The sequence below is a fragment of the Amycolatopsis sp. NPDC003731 genome (assembly GCF_053586895.1).
Genome location: NZ_JBSFNC010000009.1, coordinates 18,108 through 43,269, shown reverse-complemented (window position 1 = coordinate 43,269; position 25,162 = coordinate 18,108). Strand labels below are relative to the sequence as shown.

Sequence of the window (25,162 nt, the reverse complement as noted above, 5' to 3'; positions counted from 1 at the left end):
AGTTCGCCGACGTCGGCGTCATGACCTGCACGCGGACGTCGGGGACCGCGCGCGGGCGTCGGCTTCGCAGCGGGCCAGGGTGTCCCGGTAGAGCTCGAGGATGTCGGGCATCGGGCCCTCGCCCAGCGGGAGCACCTCGAACGCCTCACCGGTGTGCTTCTCCGCGCACGACAGCCGGAACACGTCGGCCGCACCCGAGGCCGCCGGGGCCCGGAAGCAGTCGCCGACGGCGAGGTCGAGGCCGTGCGCCACGCCCTCGGGCAGCCGTTCCTGAGTGGCCGGCCGCTGCTGCCACCACGCCGTCCCGGTGCCGATCCGGTACGCGAGCACGCCCATCCAGGCGGTGAAGGCGACCAGGCCGCAGACGACGAGCACGAGCCCCCGCTGCCGCTGCTTCCGGATGCGCGAGAGGGCGATGAGGCCGAAGACGGGCGCGAGGAGGCCGCCGAGGAGCCCGGAGACGAGCGTGGCGACGGCGTACCGGCTGATCGGCTGCTGCCGGAGTTCGGCACGCATCAGCTCGTCGAAGAGCTCGGGGTCGTGCTGTGGTGCTGTCATCACTCCGGGCCCGCAAGGGCAAGAATTGCGACACGCCGAAAAAGCGTGCGGAAATGAAATCGAACTCCCCTCTTCCCCGCCGCCGCAGCGACAGGCTTTCACACACTAACCCACCACACTGGCAAGCCGGAATGTGAGGCACATCACGGCCCATACCGGTAATATCCGGAGTTTGCTGTCGATGGGACCACGGGGCGGATGAACGCCCCATGGGGGCCTGACCTGCGCGGCTGCGACCACCGTCACGGCGGTTGCGACGTTCGGCGTCTGGACAGGCGGGGAGGGATCGACTAGGGGAGGAAACACCGGTCGGGGGGCCGGCTGGCGCGCGGGGAAATCCATTCCCCATGATGCGCCGTTTTTCCGCTGAGCGGGACACGTCTGAAACCACCGATTCGCCATTCCGCGAACCCATTCATCGAGGGCGCACCCCACCGGGGAGAAAGCCGCCCTGATCTGTTCCGCACACGAGGGGAGAACACCCGCATGTCCATCCGTCCCAGGGCCGTGGCCATCACCACGGCCTTGCTGGCCGCCGGGCTGCTGACCACCGGTCCCGCCGAAGCCGTTTCCGGCGGGACCGCCGCCGCGCCGGGGGCCTATCCGTACGCCGCGAAACTGACCGCCGACGGGCGCGCCTGCGGTGGGGCACTCGTCGCGCCCGACCTCGTCCTCACCGCCGCCGGCTGCTTCCCCGAGAACCCGCAGGGCGGGGTACCCGCCAAGGCGACCACCGCCACCATCGGGCGGACCAGCCTGAGCGGCACCGGCGGGCACGTCGTGGGAGTCACGAACGTCTTCGTCCGGGCCGACCGGGACGTCGCGCTCGCCCGGCTCGCCACGCCCCTCACCGACATCGCTCCCCTGCCGCTCAGCACCATCCCGGCCGGCTCCGGCGGCGGCGACGAAACGTTCAGCCTGGCCGGCTACGGCCGCACCGAAAGCGAATGGGTGCCCGACACGCTGCACGTCGGCACGTTCAAGGCCGCCTCGTCGACGGCGACCACCCTGACCCTGACCGGCACGAACGGCACCGACGCCTGCAAGGGCGACGCCGGCGCGCCCGTCTTCCGCGACGCCGGCGGCCGCACCGACGTCCTCGCGGTGACCAGCACGTCGTGGCAGCACGGCTGCTTCGGCGAAACCACCACCCGCCAGGGCACCGTGGCCGCCCGCATCGACGACATCGCCGGCTGGATCCGCCAGCAGACGCTGGCCCCGGTCGCCAAGGCCGTCGGCCACTCGATCACGCTGACCTGGCACGCGGTGGCCGGCAGCATCGGCTACCGCGTCTACGCCGCGGCCACCCCGGACGTGCCCGTGGACAGCGCGCACCTGCTCGGTAGCGTCGGCGGCACGTCGTACACGCACACCGGCCTGCCCGCCAAGCAGACCCGCTACTACCGGGTCGTCGTCGCGACGGCCGACGGCTGGACGAGCACGCCGACCGACGTCGTCTCGGCGACCACCCCGGTCTCGGCGGGCAACGACTTCACCGGCGACGGCAAGGACGACACCGGCGCGGGCTACGACCTCAAGAACGCGCGTACCGGCGTGTACGTCTGGCCGACGAGCGCGGACGGCGGCGTGGGTGCCCCGCAGCTGAAGTGGAACGCCGACGGCTGGGAGGCCGCCAAGGCCCGCTGGGTCACCGGCGACTTCAACGGCGACGGCCGCACCGACCTCGGCGCCTTCTACGACTACCTCGACGGCGGCTCGAACCTGTTCCTCTGGTACGCCAACGCTTCCGGCGGGTTCGACAGCCAGGGCATCAAGTGGAGCGGCGCCTTCCGGCCGCTCAACGCCCGGTTCACCACGGGCGACTTCGACGGCGACGGCCGCACGGACATCGCGGCCGCCTACGACAACGGCAGCGCCGACCTGAGCATGCTGACCTGGCACGCGACGGCGTCCGGCTTCGACGCCCCGGTCACGCAGTGGCGCACCGGGCCGGGCAACTGGAACCTCGCCCAGTCGAGCTGGCGGGGCGGCGACTTCAACGGTGACGGCCGGGCCGACCTGGCCGCCTTCTACGACTACCGCGACAACTCCGCGAACCTGTTCCTCTGGTACGGCAACGCTTCCGGCGGGTTCGACGCGCAGAACGTCAAGTGGAACGGCGGCATCCCGTCCGGCAAGGCGAAGTTCGTCTCCGGCGACTTCGACGGTGACGGGCGCACCGACCTCGGCGCCGCGATCGACCTCGGCGGCGCGAACCTGACGTTCCGCACCTGGCACGGCACCGCCACCGGCGTCGACGCGCCGGTCACGCAGTGGACGACCGGGACCGGGGTCTGGAACCTCGCCCAGTCGCAGTGGACCACCGCCGACCACGACGGGGACGGCCGCACGGACCTGGTCGCCTCCTACGACTACGGCGGCTCGAACACGAACCTGTTCCGCTGGCACGCCAACGCCTCCGGCGGGTTCGACTCCGAAGGCGTCAAGTGGAGCAGCAACGGCACGTTCAACGCCGCCCAGTCGACCTTGTTCTGACCGTGCCACCGGTGGCGGCGTCCCGCCGGGGCGCCGCCACCGCACCCACCGAGGGGAAACCGATGCACCCACGCGGCCGGACCCGGCTCACCGCGCTGTCCGTCACCCTGCTCGCCGGCGGTCTGCTGACCGCGACCCCCGCCGAGGCGCTGTCCGGCGGCACGGTGGTGCCCGTCGGCACCCACCCGTTCCTCGCCCGGATCGCCACCCCGGCGAAGGCCTGCTCGGGCGCGCTGATCGACCCGTCCTGGATCCTCACCTCCGCGACCTGCCTGACCGCGGGCAGCGCGGGCGCCCCGACCGAAGCCGCGACCGTCGTGGTCGGCGACGTCGACCTGGGCACCGGCGCCGGGTTCACCGCGAAGCTGACGAAGGTCGTGCGCCGCACCGACCGGGACGTCGTGCTGGCGAAGCTGGAGAAGCCGGCGACCGGCGTCCAGCCGATCGCCCTGGGCACCACCGCGCCGCAGGCCGGGGACACCCTGCAGGTGGCCGGGTTCGGCCGGACCGCCACCGAGTGGGTGCCCGCGCGGCCGCGTGTCGCGCCGTTCACCGTCTCGGGCGTCAACGGCGCCACCGTGACGGTGTCGTCGGCTGACGGCACCGACACGTGCAAGGGCGACGCCGGCGGTCCCGCGTTCCGCCTGGCGGGCGGCACCGCCCAGCTGGTGGCGCTGAGCAGCACGTCGTGGCAGCACGGCTGCCTGGACGTCACCGAAACCCGGTCCGGCGGCACCGAGACCCGCGTCGACGACCTCGCCGGGTGGATCCGCGACACCACCGTGCCGACGCCGGTTTCGTGCCCGGAGGGGGCGGCGATCTGGACCGCCCGCGCCGACGGCAGCCTCTGGCGCTACGTCCACCTCGGCCCGGCCGACGGCGCGGTCAGCTGGTCGCAGCCGAGCAGCGCGATCGGCTGGGGCTGGGACGGCCGCACCCTGGCCGGCAAGGGCGGCGTCATCTGGGACATCCACCGCAACCACGGCTCGGGCGACCAGTTCGCCTCCGGTGCCCTGAAGCGCTGGACGTACTCGACGGTCACCGGCTGGAGCGGCGGCGGCCAGGTCGGCAACGGCTGGGACCGCTACCTCACCGACGAGTACCAGCGCCGGATCACCGTCGACGAGAAGAACCGCATCTTCATGATCGACGACCAGGGCCGGCTGAAGTACTACCTCTGGAACGACACGACGGGCTCGTGGGTCAACGGCGCCGGCGACGTCCTGGACACCGGCTGGTCCCGCTTCGACTCGATCACCGCGGCCGGTGACGGCGTGCTGTACGCGCGCAAGCCGAGCGGTGAGATGTTCCGCTTCGAGTACGACTTCACGGCCTCGGCGTGGGCGGACAAGGACCGCGCGGTCGGCGTCGGCTGGCAGATGTTCAGCGAGGTCTTCTCGCCGGGCGGCGACATCCTGTACGGCCGCGGCAGCACCGGCACCAGCCCGTTCGACGGCCGGACCGGCCCGGTCCTGCGGTGGTACCGGTACTCGGCCAACACCGAAACGTGGGCGCCGTCCGGCCCCGACCACATGGGCGTGACGATCGGCTCGGGCTGGAACACCGAGATCCACGTGACCGCCGCCCCCGACTCCTGCAAGCTCGCCGGCTGACCGAGGAGAAGAGCCGATGAAGAGGATGACAGCGGTTTCGGCCGCCCTGCTCGCCGCGACCGCGGCCGGCATCGTCCCCGCGGCCGCGGTTCCCGGCCCCACGGCGGTGAACTTCGGCTTCGCGGCCAAGCTCACCGCCGAGGGCCGCGCCTGCAGCGGCGCGCTCGTCGAACCCACGCTCGTCCTCACGGCGGCGAGCTGCTTCCCCGAGAACCCGCCGGCGACGCCCGTCAGCGTCACCGTCGGGACGCACACCGCCAAGGTGCTCACGGTGCTCCCGCGCACCGACCGCGACGTCGCACTCGCCCGGATCGACACCACGATCACCGACGTCCCGACGCTCAAGCTCGCCGCGACGACCGGCGTGCCCGGTGCGTCGGACGAGCTCTCGCTGCTCGGCTGGGGCCGGACGGACACCGAGTGGGTGCCGAACGAGGCCCATGTCGGCAAGTTCACCGTCTCGGCGTCCACCGCGACGACCCTGTCGCTGACCGGAGCCGCCGACGCCTGCAAGGGCGACGCCGGTGCGCCGGTCTCCCGCGCGGACGGCACCCTCGCCGGGGTGGCCGGGACGTCCTGGCAGCACGGCTGCTTCGGCGAGACGGAAACCCGCCAGGGCACGACCGCCGCCCGCGCCGACGACCTGCGCGACTGGATCCGTGGCCAGGCCATCATCGGCACGGCCAAGGCGGCCGGCCACGGCGTCACGCTGTCCTGGACCCCGCTCACCGCTTCCGACGACGTGACGTACTCGATCTACGCCAGCTCGAACGGTCCCGTCGTGATCAGCGCCGAACAGCTCGTCGGCACCACCAAGGCGAGCACGTTCCTCCACTCGGCCACGGCCCGCAAGACGTGGAACTACCTGGTCGTCGCGAACGGCGCCGCGAGCCCGCAGTTCACCGCCACCACCCGCGGGCGCTCGGCCGGTGACTTCACCGGCGACGGCAAGGACGACATCGCCACCTTCACCCGGGCGAACGGCGCGGACGTCTTCGTGTCGGCGTCGGACGGCACCAGGTTCACCGGCACGTCGCAGCTGTGGCACGACTCGTTCGGCATCGGCTCGGAGATCCCGCTGAGCGGGGACTTCAACGGGGACGGCAAGGTCGACGTCGCCACATTCACCCGCGGCTCGCTCGGCGACGTCTACGTCGCGCTGTCGGACGGCACCAAGTTCACCGGCAACGGCGTCAAGTGGCACGACAACTTCGCCTACAACAACGAGGTTCCCGCGGTCGGGGATTTCAACGGCGACGGCAAGGACGACATCGCCGTGTTCACCCTCGGCGGCCCCGCGGACGTCTACGTCGCGCTCTCGGACGGCACCAAGTTCGTCGGCGACGGGGTCAAGTGGCACGACCACTTCGGCATCGACAGCGAACTGCCCGCCGTCGGGGACTTCAACGGCGACGGCAAGGACGACCTCGCCGTCTTCACCCGCGGCACGACCGGCGACGTCTACGTCGCGCTCTCGGACGGCACCAAGTTCGTCGGCAACAGCGTCAAGTGGCACGACAACTTCGCCTACAACAGCGAGGTCCCGGCGATCGGCGACTTCGACGGCGACGGCAAGGACGACCTCGCGGTGTTCACCCGCGGCAGCATCGCCGACGTCTACGTGGCGTTGTCGGACGGCACGAAGTTCACCGGCAACGGCGTCCGCTGGCACGACAACTTCGGCTACAACGACGAGATCCCCGGCGTCGGCGACTTCAACGGTGACGGCAAGGCCGACATCGTGGTCTTCACCCGCGCGAGCAGCGCCGACGTGTACGTCTCCCTCTCGAACGGCACCAAGTTCACCGGCAACAGCATCAAGTGGCACGACAACTTCGCCTACAACAGCGAAGTGCCCGTGCCACGGGCGATCACCATCCTGTAGGCGGCGGACCCGCCCCCGGCGTCCCGGGGGCGGGTTACCGACTTCGGTAGGTTCCGAAAATCCTTCACGGCTCTTACGTTGGGCCGGTCGTCCCGTTCGGGGCGGATATCCGGATCACCTGGGCCGAAGGGCATTTTCATGCGAATGTCGAGGGCTTTGGCCGCGGTCGGCGCGGCCGCCGCGGCGCTGGGCGTGGTCTCGGCGGGAGTCGCGGACGCACAGCAGGACATCATCGGCGGGACCACGGTCTCCTCCGCGCCGTGGGGCGCCCAGATCTACTGGAACAACGTCACCACCTACGGCGGTTTCGAGTGCTCGGGGACGATCATCGCCCCGCAGTGGGTGCTCACCGCCCGGCACTGCCTCAACTCGCCCGGCATGCACGTCAAGGTCGGCAACGTGGCCCTCCAGCAGGGCACGAACGCCGCCGTCGACCAGCAGAAGGCCTCCCCGAACGGGGATATCGCGCTGCTGCACCTGTCGACCGCGGTCAGCACGACGTACATGAAGCTCGGCACCGGCAATCCGCCGACCGGGTCGACCAACCAGATCTACGGCTGGGGCCGCACGCAGGGCAGCAGCCCGCCGTCGAGCACCCTGAAGACGGCCAACGTGCGCGTGACCGGCCTGAGCTCGGACGCCTACGGCGGCACGGCGATCGCGAGCCAGGGCGTCACCGGCTCGGCGTGGCACGGCGACTCGGGCGGCCCGCAGCTCTACAACGGCCTCCAGGTCGGCGTGTGCTCGACGGGCAGCAACTCCGGTTCCAACACCCAGGGCACGCAGAACTACGCGAGCATCGCCTCCAGCCGCAGCTGGATCCGCACGACGACCGGCGTCTGAGCCGGCGGACCGTGGGCCGGCCGTCCCGCCCGGGCGGCCGGCCCACGGCATACTCGGGGCATGAAGTTCCGCACCCGGGTCCTGCTCGGCGGCAAGACCGCGACCGGCCTGCCGGTTCCCGCCGACGTCGTCGAGGCGCTCGGCGCCGGCAAGAAGCCCGCGGTCACCGTGACGCTCGGCGGCCACACGTACCGCACCACCGTCGCCAGCCGCGGCGGGCAGTTCCTGGTGCCGCTGAGCGCGGAGAACCGGGGGCAGGCCGGGGTCGCCGCCGGGGACGACGTCGAGGTCGAAATCGCCCTCGACACCGCGCCCCGCGAACTCGAGATCCCCGCCGACCTGGCGGAGGCGCTCGCCGCCGACGAGGCCGCCCGGACCCGGTTCGAGAGCCTGTCCTACAGCGCGAAACAGCGGTTCGTGCTGCCGATCGGCCAGGCGAAGACCGAGGAGACCCGGCAGCGGCGGGTCGCCAAGGTCATCACGGACCTGCGCGCCGGGAAGTAGTCAGTCCGCAATGGACGCCCGCAGCGCCGCCTTGTCCGGCTTCCCGGACGGTGCCACGGGAACTTTCCCCACGAAGCTGAACCGCGCCGGCACCGCCGCCTCCCCCAGCTCGGCCGCCACCGCCTTGCGCACCTCGTCCAGGTCCGGCGAGCGGCCCGGCGCCGGGACCACGAACGCGTGCGCCGCCTCCCCGGTCAGCGCGTCCGGGACCGCGACCACGTACGCCTGATCGACGTCCGGGCACGCCGCGATCGCCCGCTCGATCGGACCGGTGTAGTGGATGATCGCGTTCACGATCACCACGTCCCGCGCGCGGCCGGACAGGTGCAGGTAGCCCTCGGCGTCCACGAACCCCAGGTCCTGGGTGCGCACCCAGCCGTCGCTCAGCACCTCGGCGGTGGTCACGTCGTCACGCCAGTACCCCGAGAAGGCCGACGGCGTCCGCACCCACACCTCGCCCTCCCGGACCGCGATTTCGACCGTGTCGCAGGCCTTCCCGACCGAACCGGCCCCCTCGTCCGCCCGGCAGATGGTCAGCATCCCGGTCTCGGTCTGACCGTAGGCGTGGTGCATCGCGGGCCCGATCCGCTCGGCCGCCTCGGCGAGCGTGTGCGGCGGCACCGGCGACCCGGCCACGATCAGCGTCCGCAGCGCGCTCAGGTCGACGTCTTCGGTCCGCAGCACGTCCAGCATCCGGTGCAGCCGCGGCACGGTCGTCAGCGCCGCCGTGATGCCCAGCCGCGGGAGCACCCCCGGGAAGTCGGGCAGCGCCTCGGGGATCACCGCCGTGCCGCCCGCGAACAGGCAGACCCCCAGCTGTTCGACCATCACCGCGCTGGCGAGGGATCCGAACAGCAGGTACCGGGCGAACCCCGTCCCCAGCCGCTCGTGCGCCGAGCCGGGCACCGGCGGCTGCCACACGCGGCCTTCGGTCAGGGCGCGGTAGCTGTAGGCCACCCCCTTCGGGAGGCCGGTGCTGCCGCTGGTGAACACGACCGTCGCGATGTCGTCCGGCCGCCCCTGCGGCACCGGCTCGACCGGGGACGTCCGCAGCAGCGATGCCACCGGCAGCATCGGAACCCCGGCCTCCCACGGATCGTCGGCGACCACCGCGGCGACGTCCCCGAGGATGTGCCGCAGCTGCGCCTCCGGCAGCCCGGCCCGCACGGCGACCGCGCGGGCGCCGAGGACGTGCACCGCGACCAGGGCCGCGAACCCCTCCGGGGTGACGGCGGTGGCCAGCCCGACGCCGTCGCCCGGCCCGAGCCCGGCCGCCCGCAGGCCCGCGGTGCACCGGCCGATCAGGTCCCGCAGCTCGCCCCGGGTGGTCACCCGCGGCCCGTGTTCGAACGCGGGGACCTCCGGAGCACGCTCCAGCTCGTCCAGCAGTGCCTGCGGGTGGACCATCGCGAACCGCCTCTCGCCCGGGTGTCCCGGTCTACCGGGCGGATCTCAGAATTTCGGCAGAGACGACCGCCTCCCGCGGGAGCGACCGCAGCGACAGCGTGCCCGCGACGGCGACCGCCGCGATCAGGCCGGTGGCCGCGGCCAGCGTCCAGAAGTCCGGGTGGACGATCGACTGGCCGCGCTCGGCCTGCCAGGTGAGCAGCCCGATCAGCCCCAGGTAGCCCGCGCCCGCGGTCCGGACCAGCCGGCGGCGGACGACGTCGGATTCGAGCACCCGGTACCGGCGGGCCAGCAGGAGCAGCCCGAACGCGGCCAGCGGCAGCACCTGCAGCGCGTGGATGCCGACGAAGTGCGGGATCCGCAGGTCCCCGCCGACCGTGCTCCAGCCGACCACCGGCAGCCCGGGGCCGCCGTCGTCGACACCGACCGAGTGGGCGCCGAACGTCGAGTACCTGCCGGTCGCCTCGAGCGTCGCCTGCTGCGCCGGCGTCGGCGAGAACATCAGCGTCGCGACGTACATCCCGACCACCGCCAGGCCGGTGCCCCAGCGCAGCGCCGAGCGCAGCGCGCGGTCCGGGATGCGCTGGAACAGCAGCAGGACGGCGACGGCGGCGGTCATCGACCACGCCGTGTAGGCGCCGCCCGCGACGACGTTGTTGATCGCGGCGTCCATCGGCGTGGACTGGTTGAAGTGCAGCGTCCGGCCGCGGACGACGATCTGCCACACCAGCAGCACGAAGTCGAGGCCGATGCCGACGGCGAACAGCGTGCCGAACCACCAGCCGGTCCGGCGGGCGCGGCGCACGTGCGTCAGCAGCCAGGCCAGCGTCAGCGCGTACAGCCCGATCGACACGGAGAACTTGAAGGGCTTGAGCCAGATCGGCGCGTTGACCAGCGTGCGATCATCGAAGAGGAGCCCGAGCAGCGAGACCGCGCACAGCACCCCCATCGCCCCGGCGAGCACCACCAGCGGGCGGTGCCACGAGCGGAGCGTGACCAGCGGATTTCCCTTGTCTGCCATGGTCTCGAGCGTGCCGCGGAAGCGGTGGGGAAACACTGGAGCGCACCACCGGACCGGGGTGGGGAGCGCCCTACCCCCACTCGCGTGGGTAATAGTGCCGTCACCGCGACCGGCAGTTGTGCCGTTTGACCACACTGGCCTCTTTTCTAGCGTGACTTTCACACCGCGCGGACCACCGCGCCAGGGGTATTCGCTTCAGGAAGGAGGTGGCCCGTCGATGTCCAGTCCGGGATTCCAGGCAGATTCCGCTGCCATGACGCGCGCCGTCCAGGGTTTCGAGGAAACCGCGACGAACGCCAAGTCCACGATGGCCAGCTTGGAGTCCGAGCTGACCGAGGCGCTGCGCAACTACAAGGGTGACCAGGCCGTGGCCTTCTGGGACCTCCAGCGCCGGCTGCAGGAAAAGATGTCCGCCGCGGTGAAGGAGCTCGACACGATGTCGCAGCTCGTGCACACCAGCCACGCGAACTACGGCCGCGGCGACGCCGACGTCCACCAGAGCTTCCAGGGGGTCGGCAACACCCTCGAGGGCTCGGGCGTGCTCCCCCGCCTCAACCCCTGACCGAGAGGACGCCCACCATGGCCGACGTCGTCGAAATCAACTTCGCCGCGCTGCAGCACAGCTCGGCATCCCTGGCCGCCAAGGCCAAGGCGCTCACCTCGCAGCTGGAGCAGCTGCACCAGAACCTGCAGCCGATCACCGCGACCTGGTACGCCTCCGGCAGCTCCGCCGGTGACGCCGCCCGCCAGGCGGAGACCCGCCTGCGCCAGGCCACCGCGGACATCGTCGCGATCATCGCGCAGTTCGGCGGGAAGGTCGGCGAGGCGCACGACCTCCAGCAGTCGCTGGAAAACCGCAACCAGGGACTGTTCGCGGGCTGACCCGCGCCCCAGACGTCGGTCGGCCGGTGCGGGAAACCCCCCGCTCGCACCGGCCGACCGGCTTTCCCCATGTCAGCCCCATCGCGCCAGAGAGCCGGGACCGATGCCAGACCAGTCGTACTACGTCCACCTGGAATCGCTGAAGGACTTCGTGCGGGAGCTGGAGACCCAGATCCACGCGATGTCGAAACCGAACGACTTCCTGCTGACCCTCGGCGAGGAACCGCTGCTGTTCGGCGAGTTCGGCGAGGCGGGGTCGCTGGCCGATGCCCACCGCGCCGCCGTCTCGGAGATGCAGGGCCTGCTCGACCAGGTCCGCAGCGCGATCGGGTTCGCCCAGGACGTCACCACCACGGTCGCCGACGGGTACCAGCACGCCGACCAGTCGGTCGCCGGGGACCTGCACGCTTCGGGTGCCGTCACCGGCCTGCTCGACCCGGTCCTGGGCCTGCTGGGCGGCGGAGACACGGACGGGAGCCGCAAGGGATGACGAACACCGCGCACACGAACTTCGCCGCGTACAGCCACCAGCAGCTGTACGCGATGCTGCAGGCCGGCGACCCCAACAGCGCGCGGCACGCCGCCGACAAGTGGAAGTCCGCCGCGCTGCACCTGCACGAGCAGGCCCACAACCTCAACGCGGAGCTCACCGAGTTCAAGGACCAGTGGACCGGTGGCGCGGCCGACCAGTACCAGCGGATGATCATCGACCTCGCGAACGGCATCTCGAAGGTGGCGCAGACCGCGGAGGCGATGAACGTGACGCTCGGGGACGCCGCCGACGCGCTGGTCAAGGCCAAGAAGGAGATGCCGCCGCCGGTTTCGGTGCCGGACGTCGCCCCGGCCGACGTCGCGCTCGCGGTGAACCCGCCGCTCCTGCCGCCGGACGCCTCCCCCGCGGTCGTGCAGGCCGCGGCGCAGCAGCGTCAGCAGGCCATCGCCAACGTCGAAGCGCAGCAGGCCGCCGCGAACGCCGCGGGCTCGGCCCACGGCCGGGCGATCGTCGTGATGACCCAGCTCGCCGGCGAGTACACCGCCGCGGAGGAGTCGATCCCGGCGTCGCCGAACGCCGTCCAGACGCCGCCGGTGCCGCCGGCCGGCGGGGGTGCGGGCAGCGCCGGTTCGCCGGGGCTCGTCGGCAACGGCATGACCGGGGGCGGCGTCGTCGTGACCCCCACCGACGGGCACCCGCTGCCCGGTGGCGGGACGACGACCCAGCCGGGGACGACCGTGCCGACGTCGAACCCGCTGTTCGGCGACATGTTCACCGCCGGGCTCGCCGCCGCTTCGGCGGCCGCGTTCGGCCGGTTCGGGTCGATCATGCCGAAGGTGCCGTCGTGGGCGAGCGGCAAGGACCCCAAGGACGGCAAGGAGGAACCACCGGGCACGAAGCTCGGCGGGGGCGGGGCCGGCGTCGAAGGCGGTGCCGGGGGCGGCATCCCGATCGGCGGCGGGGACGCGCCTTCGCTCGGCGGCGGCGGGGTCCCGGTCGGCGGCGGGCTCACCGGTCCCGGCGAAGTCCCGGCGGCGCACTCCGGCCTGGCCGGCGACGGCGGCGCGGGCAACGCGCTGAGCGGCCTCGCGGGTGGCGCGGCCGGGGCCGCGGCGGCGTCGGCGGCCAAGGGCGCGATGCCGATGATGCCCATGATGCCGATGGGCATGGGCGGCGGCGGGGACATGGGCTCCGGGCGCCGGATCCCGGCATGGCTGGTGGAGACGGAGAACGTCTGGGGCCAGTCGGCCCCGGTCGCGCCGCCGGTCATCGGCGAAGACAGCGTCTGATGGCGGCGGCGGGCTACCGCGTCGCCCCGGCGCGCCTCGACACCGAGGCGGGCGAGTCCGGCTCGCGTGCGGACGCGTTGGGTGCGGCGCAGGCGGCGGTGGCGGGCGAGAAGCTGCCCGCCGCCGCGTTCGGCCAGGTCAGCGAGTCGGCCGCCGCGGCCAAGACGTTCGAGAAGACCATGACCGAGCTGGGCGCGAAGCTCGAGTCGAGCGTGTCCCGGCTGCGGACGATCCAAAGTGGACTCACCGCGTGTGCCGCCGGCTACCGGCGCACCGACGCGCAGGTCGCCGCGATGTACCGGGCGCTCATGCCGGAGGATCCGTTGCCCCGCGCGGGAAATCCCGCCGGCATCGGCGGCTCGGCGGACACCGGGACGTGGGCGCACGCGATCGCGGACAACCGCGTCAAGGTCACCGACGCGCTGACGGCCGAGCGGTTGCGGCTGGCCGCGTCGACCGACGCCGGGGACATCGCGCGATCGCAGGCGCGGATCAAGCTGTACGAGGACATCCTGGCCAACAACCGGCAGATCCTCCGGTTCGACCCCTCGGGCAACGGCCGGATCGCCGAGCTCGTCGGGCACATCGAGCCGGGGACGCGGAACGTCGGGCTGTTCGTCCCCGGCGTCAACACGCAGATGGCGAACTTCGACGCCTACGCCGGTCTCGGCCGGAGCCTGGTGGCCGCGGACCCGTCCGGGCGCACGGCGGTCGTCGTCTGGGCGGACGGGGTGTTCCCGCAGGGCCCGGTGGCGCAGGGACCGGACGCTGCGTACGCCCAGGCGATGGCGCCGGACCTGAAGGGTTTCGCCGACGACCTGCGCGGCGAGATCGCGAGCCACGCGGGTTCCGGCGTCACGCTGACCGCGATCGGGCACAGCTACGGCGGCGCGACGGTCGGGCTGGCGGAGACGCACGGCCTCGACGTCGACCGCGTCCTGCACGTCGAGTCGGCGGGCATGGGCCACGGCGTGTGGTCGCCGGCCGACCTGCCGGCGAGCCAGGCGGGCGTCCAGCGGTTCTCGATGACGGCCCCGCTCGACCCGATCGTGGTGGCGCAGGGCAACGCGTGGGGCCTGGAGTGGACCGGCATCGGCCACGGCGCGGACCCCGACGTCTTCCCGGGCGTGACGGAGCTGCCGACCGGCAACGACGCGTCCGGTGCGGCACTCTGGGGCGTGTCATCCCACAACGACGTGCTGAAGCCGGGCTCCGATTCGTGGACGAACATGTACCGCGTGCTCACCTCGGGCGGTGACGTCCGATGACGCCGGAACTGACCCGCCTGGCGGCCGAGCTGACCACGGTGATCGACGACGTCGCGGCGGCCTTCGGCGGCCCCGCGGACCCGACGCTCTCGGGCGAGCTCGACTGCGACCCCACCACCCCGGGCCACCTGCTGTGCTGGCAGTACGGCGTCCGCGTCGACCACCCGGCCGCCCCGGAAACCACCCTGACGACGCTCCTCCCGGCGTTGCGCCGCGACGGCTGGGAATCCCACGACCGCAGCACCCCCCGCGAGCAGATCACCCGCTTCACCCGCGACGGCGCCGACTTCACCATCCACATCGCCGGCCCGGTGACGATCATCGGCTCCACCCGCCCAGTCCCCGCCTGACGCCGTGTCGTCCCTTCAATCACGCGAGTCGACCCTCCAATCACGCGAGTTGACCCTCCAATCACGCGAATCCCGGCCGCGGATCACGCCAGCCGACCGGCCAAGCCCGTGATCCGAGGGTCGACACGCGTGATTGAACAGTCGACACGTGTGATTGGGGGGTCGACACGGCCTACGGGGTGAAGCGGGTGGGGCGCCAGCCTCGGCGGCGGGCTCGGCGGACCGCCGCCACCGTCACGCCGGCGGCCGCGGCGAAGGCGACCCCGGCCAGGGCGATCGTGCCCGCCGGGACGTCGGAGCGGCGGGGGGCGGGGGCCGCGGCCGGGACCACCATCGGCGAGGAAGCGGACGGAAGAACCGAGCCCGGCGGCGGGACGTCGGCCGGCAGGGTCGAGGACACCGCCGCGTAGGCGTCCATGACTCCCCAGCCCAGCCGCGGATCGTGGCCACCGGACGGCGGCCGGTGGGCCGTCAGCGTCAGCCGGGTCACGACCTGGTCGCCCGACAGCGCCGGGTGGTACGCCCGCACCAGGGCCGCGACCCCGGCGACGTACGCCGCCGCGAGGCCCGGGTCGGTCACCGGCCAGCGGTGCGCCACCGCGCCGCCCGCCCCCGCCGACGTGCTCACCAGCTCCGCTCCCGGCGCCGCGACGCCGACGTAGTCCCCCGCTTCCGTCTGCACCGGCTCCCCCGCGGGGTTCACCGAGCCGACCGCCAGGACTCCGGACGTCGCCGTCGGGTACGTCCGCGCGCCCTGCTGGGTCGCCGACGCCGCCGAGACGACCACCGCGCCTTCCGCACGCGCCCGCGCGACCGCCCCCGACAACGCCGGGCTGTCGACCGCCGCGGGCACCGCGACCAGGATCACGCTCGCGCGCCGGTCCACGGCCCGGTCGATCGCGTCGGCCAGTTCGGCCGGGTCACCGCCGTCGCCGGTGGTGTAGCGGATCGGCAGCAGCCGCACGCCGGGGGCGACCCCCGCGAACGTCGTCGCCGGATCGGGCTGCGCGCCGACGATCCCGGCCGCGATCGTGCCGCGGCCGTCGCAGTCCGTGCGCTCGGTGCCGGGGCCGCCTTCGAGCTGGCCGGGCGCGAACTGCGTGTTCTGCCCGTCGACGCCGGTGCCGATCACGGCCACCAGCTGGCCGTCGCCGCGCGTCAGCGGCCACAGCCGCGCCGGGTCGACCAGGCGCAGGCCCCACGGGACGTCACCGGCGTAGGTGCCGGACGGGTTCGCGCACCCCTGCGCCGAGGCGGCCGGCGCACCGAAGACGCCCGACGCCGCCACAAGGCCCGCCACCGCAAGCACCGCCGGTAACCGCACCCGCACCCCCGAACCGAAAGACGGTGGCGGAAAAGGGATTCCGCCACCGCCAGTCTAGCCCGGACGACCGCCTCAGCGAAGGTCCATGCCGAGATCCAGTGCCGGCGAGGAATGGGTCAGCCCGCCCACCGACAGATAGTCCACACCGGACAGTGCGTAGGCCTTACCACGGTCGAGGGTCAGTCCACCAGAGGATTCCAGCCGCGTCTTCGGCGAAACTTCGTCGCGGCGCGCGACCGCCCGGCGGCACTGCTCGGGTGTGAAGTTGTCCAGCAGCACCTCGTCCGCCCCGGCGGCCAGCGCTTCCTCCAGCTGCGCGAGGGTGTCGACCTCGACCTCGCAGGCCAGTTCCGGGGCGTGCGCCCGGGCCGCGGCCAGCGCCGCCGTCACCGAACCCGCGGCGACGACGTGGTTGTCCTTGATCAGCACCGCGTCGCCGAGACCCAGCCGGTGGTTGACCCCGCCGCCGCAGCGGACGGCGTACTTCTGCAGCAGCCGCAGCCCCGGCAACGTCTTGCGGGAGTCCCGGATCGCGCACACCGTATCGTCCACTTCGGACACCCAGGCGGCGGTCGCGGTGGCGACGCCGGAGAGGTGGCACAGCAGGTTCAGCGCCGTGCGCTCGGCGGTGAGCAGCCCGCGCACCGGCCCGGCCAGCACGAGCGCCGGCTCCCCCGCGACCAGCCGGTCGCCGTCTTCGCGCCGAGCGAGCACCTCGTACCCGTCGCCCAGGACCATGTCGAACACGGCGAGCGCGACCGGCAGCCCGGCCACGACGCCGTCGACGCGCGGGGTCAGCTCGGCGACCGCGGTCGCGTCGGCCGGCACCGTCGACGCCGTCGTCGCGTCCGGCCCGTACCGCAGGTCTTCGCCCAGCGCCGTGGAAACCACGCGCTCGACGTCGTCGACGTCGAGCCCCGCGGCCGCGATCAGGCGGCGGACGGGTTCGGAGATCGGGAACGTCATGCCACGCCTTCCAGGGGGATCGGGTCGGCCAGCACGGGCTGGCCGGACGGGCTGAGCCGGATGAGCTGGCTGCGTCGCCGGCCGTCGTCGCGCGCCGGGAAGTCGGTGCGCACGTGACAGCCCCGCGACTCGGTGCGCCGGACGGCCGCGGCGAGCAGCGCCTGCGCCACCACGGTCAGCGCCGCGTCCTCGACCGCCGCGTGCGTCCACAACGGAGTGTCCGAAAGAGACAGATCGAGCACCGAACCGGCGGCCGCCAAGCCGTCGGCGTCCCGGCCGATCGCCGCGTACCGGCTCATCACGCGCTGCAGGGAGTCGCGGTCCGCGGCGGGCGCGGTCGTCCACGAAGGCAGCCGCCCCCGCGAAGGATCGGCCAGCAGCCCGGCCGCGAGGTCCGCCGCGACGGCCTCGGCGACCCGCTGCCCGACGACCAGGCCTTCGAGCAAGCTGTTGGACGCCAACCGGTTCGCGCCGTGCAGCCCGGTCCGCGCGACCTCGCCGGCCGCGTAGAGCCCGGCCACCGACGAGCGTCCGTCCACAGTGGTCACGATGCCGCCGCAGGAGAAGTGCGCCGCCGGGGTGACCGGGATCGGGTCCACGGCCGGGTCGAGACCCAGCGCCGCGCACGCCGCGAAGACGGTCGGGAACCGCTGCGCGAAGCCCGCGACGCCGGTCGCGTCGAGGAAGACGTGGTCGTCGACGCCGCCGGGCGCGGTCCCCATCCGCCGGGTGATCGCCGCCGAGACGACGTCCCGCGGCGCGAGGTCGCCGAGCGGGTGCACGCCCCGCATGACCGGCAGCCCGGCGCCGTCGACCAGCGTCGCACCCTCGCCGCGCACGGCCTCGGTGACCAGCGGGCAGCGGCCGCGCGCGCCCGGGGTGTAGAGCACCGTCGGGTGGAACTGCACGAACTCGATGTCCGCCACGGTCGCGCCGGCCCGCAGCGCGAGGGCGAGCCCGTCGCCGGTGGCGATCTCCGGGTTCGACGTCGCCTGGTAGAGCTGCCCGAGCCCGCCGCTGGCCACGAGCACGGCCGCGGCGCGGACGACGCCGGGCACGCCGTGGCGGTCGAGCACCGTCACCCCGGCGACCCGGCCGCCGGGCGTGCGCAGCGCGTCGACGGCGATGTGGTGCTCCAGCACCGGCACCCCGACCTGCCCGGCCTGCGCGACCAGCGCGCGTTCGACCTCGGCGCCGGTCGCGTCGCCGCCCGCGTGGATCACGCGGAACGCGCTGTGCCCGCCTTCGCGGCCTCGCGCGAGCAGCCCGGAGGCCGCGACGTCGAACCGCGCGCCGTCCGCCCGCAGCCGGGCGACCGCGGCCGGGCCGCCGTCGATGATCGAGCGCACCGCCGGCTCGTCGCACAGGTCGGCGCCCGCGGTCAGCGTGTCCTCGGCATGCTTGGCGGCCGAGTCGTCGAGGTCGTGCTGGTCTTCCAGGACGACGGCGACGCCGCCCTGGGCCCAGCGCGTGTTGCCGTCCGCGACGGCGGCCTTGGTGATCACCAGGACGTGCAGCCCGAGGGCCTGCGCGCGCAGCGCCGCGGTCAGCCCCGCGACACCGCTGCCGATCACGACCAGGTCGGCACGAGCTTCCCAAACCGGGGTTTTCGCCCGTGGGTCATTAACCGGCGTGGTCATTCGCCGCCGCCGGGCTGCCCGATCTCGATCATCCGCTGCACCGAAGCGCGGGCCTTGGCGGCGGTTTCGACGTCGACGTGCACCTCGTCGAGGCCGTCACGCAGGCACCGCAGCAGCGCGGCGGGCGTGATCATCTTCATGTACCGGCAGGACGCGCGGTCGTTCACCGCGCGGAAGTCGATGTCCGGCGCGGCCTTGCGGAGCTGGTGGATCATGCCGATCTCGGTGGCCACCAGGACGGTCTTGGCCTTGGTGTCGCGGGCCTCGTGGACCATGTCGCCGGTGGAGAGGATCTTGACCCGGTCCGGCGCCACGGCACCCTCGCCGGCCAGGTAGAGCGCCGAGGTCGCGCAGCCGCATTCGGGGTGGATGAACAGGTCGGCGTCCGGCTCCTCGGCCGCGCGCTCGGCCAGCTCGGCGCCGTTGATGCCGGCGTGGACGTGGCACTCGCCGGCCCAGACGTGCATGTTCTCCCGGCCGGTGACGCGCTTGACGTGCGCGCCGAGGAACTGGTCCGGCAGGAAGAGAACTTCCTGGTCAGCGGGGATGGAGGCGACGACGTCGACCGCGTTCGAGGACGTGCAGCAGATGTCGGTCTCGGCCTTGACCTCGGCCGTGGTGTTGACGTAGGACACGACCACCGCGCCCGGGTGCTCGGCCTTCCAGGCCCGCAGCTCGGCGCCGGTGATGGAGTCGGCCAGCGAGCAGCCGGCCCGCGCGTCCGGGATCAGGACGGTCTTTTCCGGCGAGAGGATCTTCGCGGTCTCGGCCATGAAGTGCACGCCGCAGAAGACGATGGTGGAGGCGTCGCTGCTCGCCGCGATGCGGCTGAGGGCGAGGGAGTCGCCGGTGTGGTCGGCGATGTCCTGGATCTCCGGAACCTGGTAGTTGTGCGCGAGCAGGACCGCGTCACGCTGCTTCGCCAGGCGCCGCACCTCCTCCGCCCAGGCCGCGTTCGCCTCGACCCCGCCGTAGGGGGTGAGGTCCTGTTCGAGCGTCGAAGTCATGGTTGGCCCTCCTGGACCTGTCTCCGGTTTTCGCCTTACAATCGAAAACCGTGCGAAGTCATCTTAACACCCAGGCCCCCCTGGCCCACGAGGTTTTGGGCGCAGTCCTTCAAGTGCGCTCGGACACACTGCGGGTGCTGCTGTGGCGCCGGGCGCTGGACCCGCACCTCGGCCGCTGGTCGCTGCCGGGCGGCCGGCTGCGGCCGGACGAGGACGTCGAGACGTCGATCCGGCGCCAGCTCGCCGAGAAGGTGGACGTCCGTCAGCTCAAGCACGTCGAGCAGCTCGCGGTGTTCAGCGCGCCGGACCGCGTCCCGGGGCCGCGCGTGGTGGCGACGGCGTTCCTCGGCCTGGTCCCGTCCGACGTCGACCCGGAGGTGCCGGAGGACACGGAGTGGCACGACGTCGCTTCGCTGCCGCGGACGGCGTTCGACCACGAGGCGATCGTGCTGCGCGCCCGCGACCGGCTGCGTTCGAAGCTGTCGTACACCAACCTCGGCTTCGCGCTGGCGCCCGACGAGTTCACGATTTCGGCGTTGCGCGGCCTGTATTCGGCGGCGCTGGGTTACCGCGTCTCGGCGACCAACCTGCAGCGGGTGCTGTCCCGCCGCGGCCTGCTGGTCCCGACCGGTCACACGGCGCCACCGGGCCGCTCGGGCGGACGGCCGGCGGCGCTGTTCTCCTTCGCCGGCAAGGGCATGCAGATCACGGATCCGTTCGCGGTGTTCAAGCCGCCGAACCGGTGACCATCCTGCGCCGGAAGCGTTCTGCCCTTACGGTGGACGCGTGACCGAGCCGGAATCGGAAAGTGACGCGACGACGACGATCCTGCCGTTGTTCCCGCTACAGACCGTGCTGCTGCCCGGCACCAAGCTTCCGCTGCACATCTTCGAACCGCGGTACCGGCAGCTCACGGCGGACCTGATGAGCGGAACGGTGCCGGGCCGCGAGTTCGGCGTGGTCGCCCTGCGCTCGTCGTTGACCCGCGAAGTCCGTGGTCTGGACCAGTTGCACGAGGTCGGCTGCAGCACGATCCTGCGCGAGGCCAAGCGCCTCCCGGACGGCCGGTTCGACGTGGTGACGCAGGCCCAGCGCCGCTTCCGCCTGCGCGAGCTGGACTGCGTGTCGGCCCCGTACCTGATCGCCTCGGTGGAGTGGCTCGACGACGACCCGGTCGCCCCGTCCGGAGACATGGCGGACCGCTTGGCGACGGTCGCCCGCGCGGCCCACCAGAGGTATTGCGAAACGGCCTGGCGCAGCGACGACTGGCACGCCCCGGAACCCGACACGACGATCGCCGAGCTGGCGTACGTGCTGGCGGCGGACTGCCTGCTGCCGCTGGAGGACCGCCAGAGGCTGCTGGAGGAACGCCACCCGCTGCGCCGGCTGCGGATCGCGTGCCGGCTTCTGACGCGGGAGGCCGGGTTCTTGAACACGCTGGGCGCGGTGCCGCTGCCGCCCGGGGAGCTGACGGATTTGAGCCGACCGGCCAGTTTGAACTGAGCCGGGTTCGGTCTTCGCGCAGGGTTTCGGCAAGTTCGGTCGGTGCTGCTGCGGTCGAAGCGGTTTGCTGGTCTCGGCCCGGAGCTGTAGCTGTCTGCGCGGTGCCCGCCACCCCGAAGCCGGGATTGTCACTACGGACGGTGGTACCGCGTGCTGGCTTCGGATCGGGGTGGCGGGGGAAGTCTGGGCGGGGTGCAAGCCCGGCGTCAACGTCCCGTTCCGGCCGGTGAGGTCCTGCTGGCTCCGGCTTCGCCGGAGCCAGCAGGAAAGGGTGCGGCTGCTCTCGGGCGGCGGGCGCGCCGGCGATGCCGCGAATGACTCATTCGAGACGTCCGAGGTCCCCAATGAGTCATTCGCGACCTTCGACGAGCGCCGGCAACCCGCACCAGCGGGCCTTGGCGGGCCCCACCCGCTCCGGCGAAGCCAGCCGCTGCTGCTGTGGTGGAAATGGGTCCGTTGACTGGTCCCTGCCCGGGAGGTGCAGCCGACTCGGGCGGTCCCCGGTGCCCACCACCCCGAAGCCACGATTGTCACCACGGCCGGTAGCACCGCGTCAAGGCGGGAAAGCGTGCCTTGACCCGGCACCACCGTCCGCGTGCTGGCTTCGGATCGGGGCGGCGGGGCAAGTCTGGGCGGGGTGCAAGTCCGTACGTCACCACGCGTTCCAGGCCGATGAGGCATCTGACAGAGCGCCCGCCTGACACGCCCCACCCGTCCCTGGGGGCTGACCCCGATCCAGTCTATCGGCCCCCACCCACGAAACCGGCGGAATTGCGGCAGACCGGCGCAGTTGTCCACACGCGAGCGGAGTTGAGGACAACCGTGCCGGAAGCGGTGGTCAGGAGCCGGAGCCGTTGCCGAACTTGTTCCACACCTTGCCCGCCGCGCCCGAAACCGCTTCGCCGACGTCGCTGAACACCTTCGTCAGGGGGTCCGTCGACGAGTTCCACGATTCCTTGTACGACTGGGCCGCCGACTTCAAGTCGTCCTTCCAGTCCGATGACGGGGTGTCGGCGTCGCGGCGTGCGTAGTCGCCCGCCAGGATTGCCCGGTAGTCCTCCGAGGCCGCCCACTTCTGCAGCTGCGCCGCGCGGACCACCGCGAACGGGTGCGACTCCGTCTCGACCGACTTGAGCTTGAGGAAACTGTCGCGGATGTCCTCGACCGACTCGTACTCCGCCGCCTGCTGCAGGAACGACGGGACGTCGATGCGGGCCGGGTCGATGCCGCCCGCCACCTGGATCTGGGCGCGCAGCGCCGCCGTCGGGTTCTGGCTGCACAGCAACCCCGCCCGGTCGCACGACAGCTCCGCCTTGCGGAACCACTCGCGCAGCGCCGCGATGATCGCGCGGATGCCGATCGCGCTGACCGGCGTCCACGACATCGCCAGCTGCAGCCCGATCAGGCGCACCATGATCGTGCGGTAGACCGCGTGCCCGGACAGCACGTGCCCCATCTCGTGGCCGATCACGAACCGCAGCGACTCCTGGTTCATCAGCTCGACGAGCCCGGTGCTGACGCGGAGGAACGGCTCGTCCATGCCGACCGTCTCCGCGCGGATCCGCGGATCCTGGAAGACGAACAGGTTCGGCACCGCGGGCAGGTCCAGCGTCTCGGCGCACTCGTGGCGCAGCCGGTCGAGCTCCGGGTACTGCTTCGGCCCGACGCGGATCGACGACGCCAGCGCCATCAGCCGCTCGCCGCGCTCGTTGTAGAAGCCCGAAACCGCCTTGACGACCTGGGCGAAGCCCGGCACCGCACGCAACGTGGCGAGCGCGCCGCGGTCCACCGGGTGCTCGTACGCGCGCGGGCTGATGCCGGGAAAACGGACGGCGTTGTGCCGCGAAACCTCGATGTCCTCGGTCACTGTTGGTTCCCCCCTGTAGGTGACGGACACCACCTTAGGGGAACCCGGTCAGCCGAGGCGGCGACCCAGGTCGTCGCGCCCGTTCCAGGTGGCGAGCAGGGTGTAGGCGATCGACACGCCGAGCGGGCCGGTCAGCAGCACCCACCACGACTCGAGGCGCGGCGCCAGCTCGATCACCGCGCCCAGCGCGGGCGGGGTGGTGATCGTGTAGTGGCCGTTGGCCATCCGGAGGCCGATCCACATCGCCAGCGCGCTCGTGACCGCGACGCCGAGCACCGCGGCGAGGAACACCACCGGCCCGCGCCGCTCGCGCAGCAGCCAGACGACGACGCCGGCGACGATCCCGAAGCCGAGCGTGAGGAACCCGAAGATCGCCAGGTCGTCGAAGCGGTGCCAGCTCTCGAGTTCGAGCGCGCCCTGGGCGCCGTCGGCCGAGATGATCCGGACACGTTCGGGCGGCGCGAGCCGGGACCACAGGAAGCCGATCGGGAAGCTGAACACGGTCAGCGCGAGCAGGACGCTAAGTGCGGGCAGCAGGTCCGCCTTGACCACGACCCGGGGCCGCCGCTCCCGGAACAGCACGGGCACCGACCACGGGCCGGGCACGGCCGACGGCCGGTGCGCGGGCCCCGACGACTCACTCACCCGGACTCCTTCCTGCGACAGTGCCACCGAGCGTAACCGGTCGATGCGTGAGCGCCGTGAGCCGCTCGCCCGTGTCGGGGCGGTGTTGTGAACGATCTGGTTAGTTACCCCCGACGGCCGTGGAGCCGTGAACGACCTGGTTCGTCACCGTGCGCCGCCCGGGCACAATGAACGATCTGGTTAGTTACGCAGGCCGCACCCCCGAAGGCAATGAACGAACCGGTTAGTTACGCATGTCGCCCGCTGCGGGGGCAATGAACGACCTGGTTAGTTACCTGCAGCCCACCCGAGCAAGCAATGAACGAACCGGTTCGTCCCCCGGGCCGCGTCAGCCGCTCGCTGTCTCGCCGTGGCGGCTGCAGCGGGCCGTCCAGCCGAGCGGGCTCACCTGGACCACCAGCCGGCGCGCGCAGAACGTGCAGTACCGCGGTGGCTCCAGCGCCGTCCGCGGGTTGTGGCACGCCGGGTGGTCCGCCCCACCCGGCGACTCCTGTCCACAGTGGACACAAAACAGTGCGTCAGAGGCTGTCACTGAGGGCCTTGATCGGCATCTTGAGCTCGTCCAGCATCTCCAGGTCCGCCGAAGCCGGCCGGCCCAGGTTGGTCAAGTAGTTGCCGACGATGATCGCGTTGATCCCGCCCAGCATGCCCTGCTCCGCGCCCAGGTCACCGAGCGTCAGCTCGCGGCCGCCGGCGAAGCGGAGCATCGTGCGCGGCATCGCGAGGCGGAACGCCGCCACCGTCCGGAGCGCGTCGCGGCCCTCGACGATTTCATAGTGCTCGTACGGGGTTCCCGGCTGCGGGATGAGGAAGTTCATCGGCACTTCGTGCGGGTTCAGCTCGGCCAGCTGCACGGCGAACTCCGCGCGCTGCTCGACCGTCTCCCCCATGCCGATGATGCCGCCGCAGCAGACCTCCATGCCCGCCTCGGCGACCATCCGCAGGGTGTCCCAGCGCTCTTCCCAGGTGTGCGTCGTGACCACCGAGGGGAAGTGCGAGCGCGCCGTCTCGAGGTTGTGGTTGTAGCGGTGGACGCCCATGTCGACGAGCTCGTCGACCTGCTCCTGCGTCAGCATGCCCAGCGAGCAGGCGATCTGGATGTCGTTGCCGTCTTCGCGGATGGCGCGGACGCCTTCGCGGACCTGCGAGAGCAGCCGCTTGTCCGGGCCGCGGACGGCGGCGACGATGCAGAACTCCGTCGCGCCGGTCTCGGCGGTCTGCCGGGCGGCCTTGACCAGGTTGGGGATGTCGAGCCACGCCGAGCGCACCGGCGTCGGGAAGCGGCCGGACTGGGAGCAGAAGTGGCAGTCCTCGGGGCAGCCGCCGGTCTTCAGGCTGATGATGCCCTCGACCTCGACCTCCGGCCCGCACCAGCGCATCCGCACCTCGTGTGCGAGGGCGAGGAGGTCGGGCAGCCGCTCGTCAGGCAGCCGGAGCACGTCCAGGACCTGCTGTTCGCCGAGGCCGACGCCGTTTTCGAGGACCTGCTCCCGCGCGAGGGCGAGGACATCGGTGTCCGGGACTGCGGTCACGGCGGCTCCTTGATCGAGGTGGTGCGGGAAAGCGTCCCTCATCGTGCACGAAGGGGCCGCGAGGGGACA

24 protein-coding genes are annotated in these 25,162 nt (G+C 72.3%); 13 read left to right on the top strand and 11 right to left on the bottom strand.

Annotation, left to right across the window (positions count from 1 at the left end; genetic code table 11):
- Nucleotides 1–18 precede the first annotated feature (18 nt).
- Complete coding sequence (locus ACWDN5_RS05935) at nucleotides 19–558, bottom strand: hypothetical protein (RefSeq protein ID WP_449674862.1); 540 nt, start codon at nucleotides 556–558, stop codon at nucleotides 19–21.
- Between the two features lie 486 nt (nucleotides 559–1,044).
- On the opposite strand from ACWDN5_RS05935, the gene ACWDN5_RS05930 reads away from it, so the two are divergent.
- From ACWDN5_RS05930 to ACWDN5_RS05910, 5 genes are all read left to right on the top strand, one after another.
- On the top strand, nucleotides 1,045–3,054 hold the full coding sequence (locus tag ACWDN5_RS05930) for a trypsin-like serine protease (RefSeq protein WP_449674860.1): 2,010 nt from the start codon (nucleotides 1,045–1,047) through the stop codon (nucleotides 3,052–3,054).
- A 62-nt stretch (nucleotides 3,055–3,116) separates the two neighbouring features.
- Entirely contained in the window at nucleotides 3,117–4,667 is a 1,551-nt protein-coding gene (locus ACWDN5_RS05925; RefSeq protein WP_449674858.1) for a tachylectin-related carbohydrate-binding protein, read from the top strand.
- A 16-nt stretch (nucleotides 4,668–4,683) separates the two neighbouring features.
- Nucleotides 4,684–6,552, top strand: coding sequence for an FG-GAP-like repeat-containing protein (locus tag ACWDN5_RS05920; RefSeq protein WP_449674856.1), 1,869 nt, complete (start codon nucleotides 4,684–4,686; stop codon nucleotides 6,550–6,552).
- A gap of 138 nt (nucleotides 6,553–6,690) precedes the next feature.
- Complete coding sequence (locus ACWDN5_RS05915; protein ID WP_449674854.1) at nucleotides 6,691–7,395, top strand: S1 family peptidase; 705 nt, start codon at nucleotides 6,691–6,693, stop codon at nucleotides 7,393–7,395.
- 60 nt (nucleotides 7,396–7,455) lie between these two features.
- Nucleotides 7,456–7,899, top strand: coding sequence for a YdeI/OmpD-associated family protein (locus tag ACWDN5_RS05910; protein ID WP_310977169.1), 444 nt, complete (start codon nucleotides 7,456–7,458; stop codon nucleotides 7,897–7,899).
- On the opposite strand, the gene ACWDN5_RS05905 is transcribed toward ACWDN5_RS05910, so the two are convergent.
- Both ACWDN5_RS05905 and ACWDN5_RS05900 read right to left on the bottom strand, forming a co-directional pair.
- The gene (locus ACWDN5_RS05905) at nucleotides 7,900–9,306 is read right to left on the bottom strand and encodes a class I adenylate-forming enzyme family protein (protein WP_449674852.1); all 1,407 of its coding nucleotides are present in this window, start codon (nucleotides 9,304–9,306) and stop codon (nucleotides 7,900–7,902) included.
- A gap of 31 nt (nucleotides 9,307–9,337) precedes the next feature.
- Nucleotides 9,338–10,327, bottom strand: a complete 990-nt coding sequence (locus ACWDN5_RS05900; protein ID WP_449674850.1) for a hypothetical protein — start codon at nucleotides 10,325–10,327, stop codon at nucleotides 9,338–9,340.
- A gap of 217 nt (nucleotides 10,328–10,544) precedes the next feature.
- On the opposite strand from ACWDN5_RS05900, the gene ACWDN5_RS05895 reads away from it, so the two are divergent.
- The 6 genes from ACWDN5_RS05895 to ACWDN5_RS05870 all read left to right on the top strand — a co-directional run bounded on the left by ACWDN5_RS05895 (nucleotide 10,545) and on the right by ACWDN5_RS05870 (nucleotide 14,609).
- Complete coding sequence (locus tag ACWDN5_RS05895) at nucleotides 10,545–10,889, top strand: WXG100 family type VII secretion target (RefSeq protein ID WP_152603733.1); 345 nt, start codon at nucleotides 10,545–10,547, stop codon at nucleotides 10,887–10,889.
- A 17-nt stretch (nucleotides 10,890–10,906) separates the two neighbouring features.
- Nucleotides 10,907–11,209 carry a hypothetical protein gene (locus tag ACWDN5_RS05890; RefSeq protein ID WP_003057455.1) on the top strand — a complete coding sequence of 101 codons (303 nt, stop codon included), beginning with the start codon at nucleotides 10,907–10,909 and terminating at the stop codon, nucleotides 11,207–11,209.
- Between the two features lie 103 nt (nucleotides 11,210–11,312).
- Nucleotides 11,313–11,699, top strand: coding sequence for a hypothetical protein (locus ACWDN5_RS05885; protein ID WP_086847144.1), 387 nt, complete (start codon nucleotides 11,313–11,315; stop codon nucleotides 11,697–11,699).
- Complete coding sequence (locus tag ACWDN5_RS05880; protein ID WP_449674848.1) at nucleotides 11,696–12,991, top strand: WXG100 family type VII secretion target; 1,296 nt, start codon at nucleotides 11,696–11,698, stop codon at nucleotides 12,989–12,991. The genes ACWDN5_RS05885 and ACWDN5_RS05880 overlap by 4 nt, the downstream gene beginning before the upstream one ends.
- Nucleotides 12,991–14,259, top strand: coding sequence for an alpha/beta hydrolase (locus ACWDN5_RS05875; RefSeq protein WP_310977165.1), 1,269 nt, complete (start codon nucleotides 12,991–12,993; stop codon nucleotides 14,257–14,259). The genes ACWDN5_RS05880 and ACWDN5_RS05875 overlap by 1 nt, the downstream gene beginning before the upstream one ends.
- Nucleotides 14,256–14,609, top strand: coding sequence for a hypothetical protein (locus ACWDN5_RS05870; protein WP_310977164.1), 354 nt, complete (start codon nucleotides 14,256–14,258; stop codon nucleotides 14,607–14,609). Before ACWDN5_RS05875 ends, ACWDN5_RS05870 begins: the two co-directional genes overlap by 4 nt.
- Nucleotides 14,610–14,781: 172 nt before the next feature.
- Here the strand turns inward: ACWDN5_RS05870 and ACWDN5_RS05865 are convergent, their stop codons facing one another.
- The 4 genes from ACWDN5_RS05865 to nadA form a co-directional block, all read right to left on the bottom strand.
- Nucleotides 14,782–15,918: a S8 family serine peptidase gene (locus ACWDN5_RS05865; RefSeq protein ID WP_449674946.1), complete on the bottom strand. Its 1,137-nt coding sequence runs from the start codon at nucleotides 15,916–15,918 to the stop codon at nucleotides 14,782–14,784.
- Between the two features lie 87 nt (nucleotides 15,919–16,005).
- Nucleotides 16,006–16,899 (bottom strand): carboxylating nicotinate-nucleotide diphosphorylase, encoded by an 894-nt coding sequence (nadC, locus tag ACWDN5_RS05860; RefSeq protein WP_449674846.1) that lies wholly within the window; start codon nucleotides 16,897–16,899, stop codon nucleotides 16,006–16,008.
- Entirely contained in the window at nucleotides 16,896–18,539 is a 1,644-nt protein-coding gene (locus tag ACWDN5_RS05855; protein ID WP_449674844.1) for an L-aspartate oxidase, read from the bottom strand. Before ACWDN5_RS05855 ends, nadC begins: the two co-directional genes overlap by 4 nt.
- On the bottom strand, nucleotides 18,536–19,546 hold the full coding sequence (gene nadA / locus ACWDN5_RS05850) for a quinolinate synthase NadA (RefSeq protein ID WP_310977161.1): 1,011 nt from the start codon (nucleotides 19,544–19,546) through the stop codon (nucleotides 18,536–18,538). Before nadA ends, ACWDN5_RS05855 begins: the two co-directional genes overlap by 4 nt.
- 113 nt (nucleotides 19,547–19,659) lie before the next feature.
- Here nadA and ACWDN5_RS05845 point away from each other — a divergent pair, with 113 nt between their 5' ends.
- Together ACWDN5_RS05845 and ACWDN5_RS05840 are read left to right on the top strand one after the other, a co-directional pair.
- Nucleotides 19,660–20,292: an NUDIX hydrolase gene (locus ACWDN5_RS05845; RefSeq protein WP_310977160.1), complete on the top strand. Its 633-nt coding sequence runs from the start codon at nucleotides 19,660–19,662 to the stop codon at nucleotides 20,290–20,292.
- A 40-nt stretch (nucleotides 20,293–20,332) separates the two neighbouring features.
- A complete protein-coding gene (locus ACWDN5_RS05840) occupies nucleotides 20,333–21,049 on the top strand; it encodes an LON peptidase substrate-binding domain-containing protein (protein ID WP_449674842.1) in 717 nt (238 codons plus the stop codon).
- 838 nt (nucleotides 21,050–21,887) lie between these two features.
- Here ACWDN5_RS05840 and ACWDN5_RS05835 read toward each other — a convergent pair.
- The 4 genes from ACWDN5_RS05835 to bioB form a co-directional block, all read right to left on the bottom strand.
- Nucleotides 21,888–22,916: a M48 family metallopeptidase gene (locus tag ACWDN5_RS05835; RefSeq protein WP_449674840.1), complete on the bottom strand. Its 1,029-nt coding sequence runs from the start codon at nucleotides 22,914–22,916 to the stop codon at nucleotides 21,888–21,890.
- A 48-nt stretch (nucleotides 22,917–22,964) separates the two neighbouring features.
- On the bottom strand, nucleotides 22,965–23,561 hold the full coding sequence (locus ACWDN5_RS05830; protein WP_310977157.1) for a DUF2567 domain-containing protein: 597 nt from the start codon (nucleotides 23,559–23,561) through the stop codon (nucleotides 22,965–22,967).
- Between the two features lie 328 nt (nucleotides 23,562–23,889).
- Complete coding sequence (gene bsaP / locus ACWDN5_RS05825; RefSeq protein ID WP_396137001.1) at nucleotides 23,890–24,093, bottom strand: biotin synthase auxiliary protein BsaP; 204 nt, start codon at nucleotides 24,091–24,093, stop codon at nucleotides 23,890–23,892.
- Nucleotides 24,080–25,093 carry a biotin synthase BioB gene (gene bioB, locus ACWDN5_RS05820; protein WP_396137000.1) on the bottom strand — a complete coding sequence of 338 codons (1,014 nt, stop codon included), beginning with the start codon at nucleotides 25,091–25,093 and terminating at the stop codon, nucleotides 24,080–24,082. Before bioB ends, bsaP begins: the two co-directional genes overlap by 14 nt.
- Nucleotides 25,094–25,162 lie beyond the last annotated feature (69 nt).

Bases quoted from the DNA above. Each gene is read 5' to 3' on its own strand.
- ACWDN5_RS05935 (WP_449674862.1), bottom strand. From the start codon at position 558: ATGACAGCACCACAGCACGACCCCGAGCTCTTCGACGAGCTGATGCGT.
- ACWDN5_RS05930 (WP_449674860.1), top strand. From the start codon at position 1,045: ATGTCCATCCGTCCCAGGGCCGTGGCCATCACCACGGCCTTGCTGGCC.
- ACWDN5_RS05925 (WP_449674858.1), top strand. From the start codon at position 3,117: ATGCACCCACGCGGCCGGACCCGGCTCACCGCGCTGTCCGTCACCCTG.
- ACWDN5_RS05920 (WP_449674856.1), top strand. From the start codon at position 4,684: ATGAAGAGGATGACAGCGGTTTCGGCCGCCCTGCTCGCCGCGACCGCG.
- ACWDN5_RS05915 (WP_449674854.1), top strand. From the start codon at position 6,691: ATGCGAATGTCGAGGGCTTTGGCCGCGGTCGGCGCGGCCGCCGCGGCG.
- ACWDN5_RS05910 (WP_310977169.1), top strand. From the start codon at position 7,456: ATGAAGTTCCGCACCCGGGTCCTGCTCGGCGGCAAGACCGCGACCGGC.
- ACWDN5_RS05905 (WP_449674852.1), bottom strand. From the start codon at position 9,306: ATGGTCCACCCGCAGGCACTGCTGGACGAGCTGGAGCGTGCTCCGGAG.
- ACWDN5_RS05900 (WP_449674850.1), bottom strand. From the start codon at position 10,327: ATGGCAGACAAGGGAAATCCGCTGGTCACGCTCCGCTCGTGGCACCGC.
- ACWDN5_RS05895 (WP_152603733.1), top strand. From the start codon at position 10,545: ATGTCCAGTCCGGGATTCCAGGCAGATTCCGCTGCCATGACGCGCGCC.
- ACWDN5_RS05890 (WP_003057455.1), top strand. From the start codon at position 10,907: ATGGCCGACGTCGTCGAAATCAACTTCGCCGCGCTGCAGCACAGCTCG.
- ACWDN5_RS05885 (WP_086847144.1), top strand. From the start codon at position 11,313: ATGCCAGACCAGTCGTACTACGTCCACCTGGAATCGCTGAAGGACTTC.
- ACWDN5_RS05880 (WP_449674848.1), top strand. From the start codon at position 11,696: ATGACGAACACCGCGCACACGAACTTCGCCGCGTACAGCCACCAGCAG.
- ACWDN5_RS05875 (WP_310977165.1), top strand. From the start codon at position 12,991: ATGGCGGCGGCGGGCTACCGCGTCGCCCCGGCGCGCCTCGACACCGAG.
- ACWDN5_RS05870 (WP_310977164.1), top strand. From the start codon at position 14,256: ATGACGCCGGAACTGACCCGCCTGGCGGCCGAGCTGACCACGGTGATC.
- nadC (WP_449674846.1), bottom strand. From the start codon at position 16,899: ATGACGTTCCCGATCTCCGAACCCGTCCGCCGCCTGATCGCGGCCGCG.
- ACWDN5_RS05855 (WP_449674844.1), bottom strand. From the start codon at position 18,539: ATGACCACGCCGGTTAATGACCCACGGGCGAAAACCCCGGTTTGGGAA.
- nadA (WP_310977161.1), bottom strand. From the start codon at position 19,546: ATGACTTCGACGCTCGAACAGGACCTCACCCCCTACGGCGGGGTCGAG.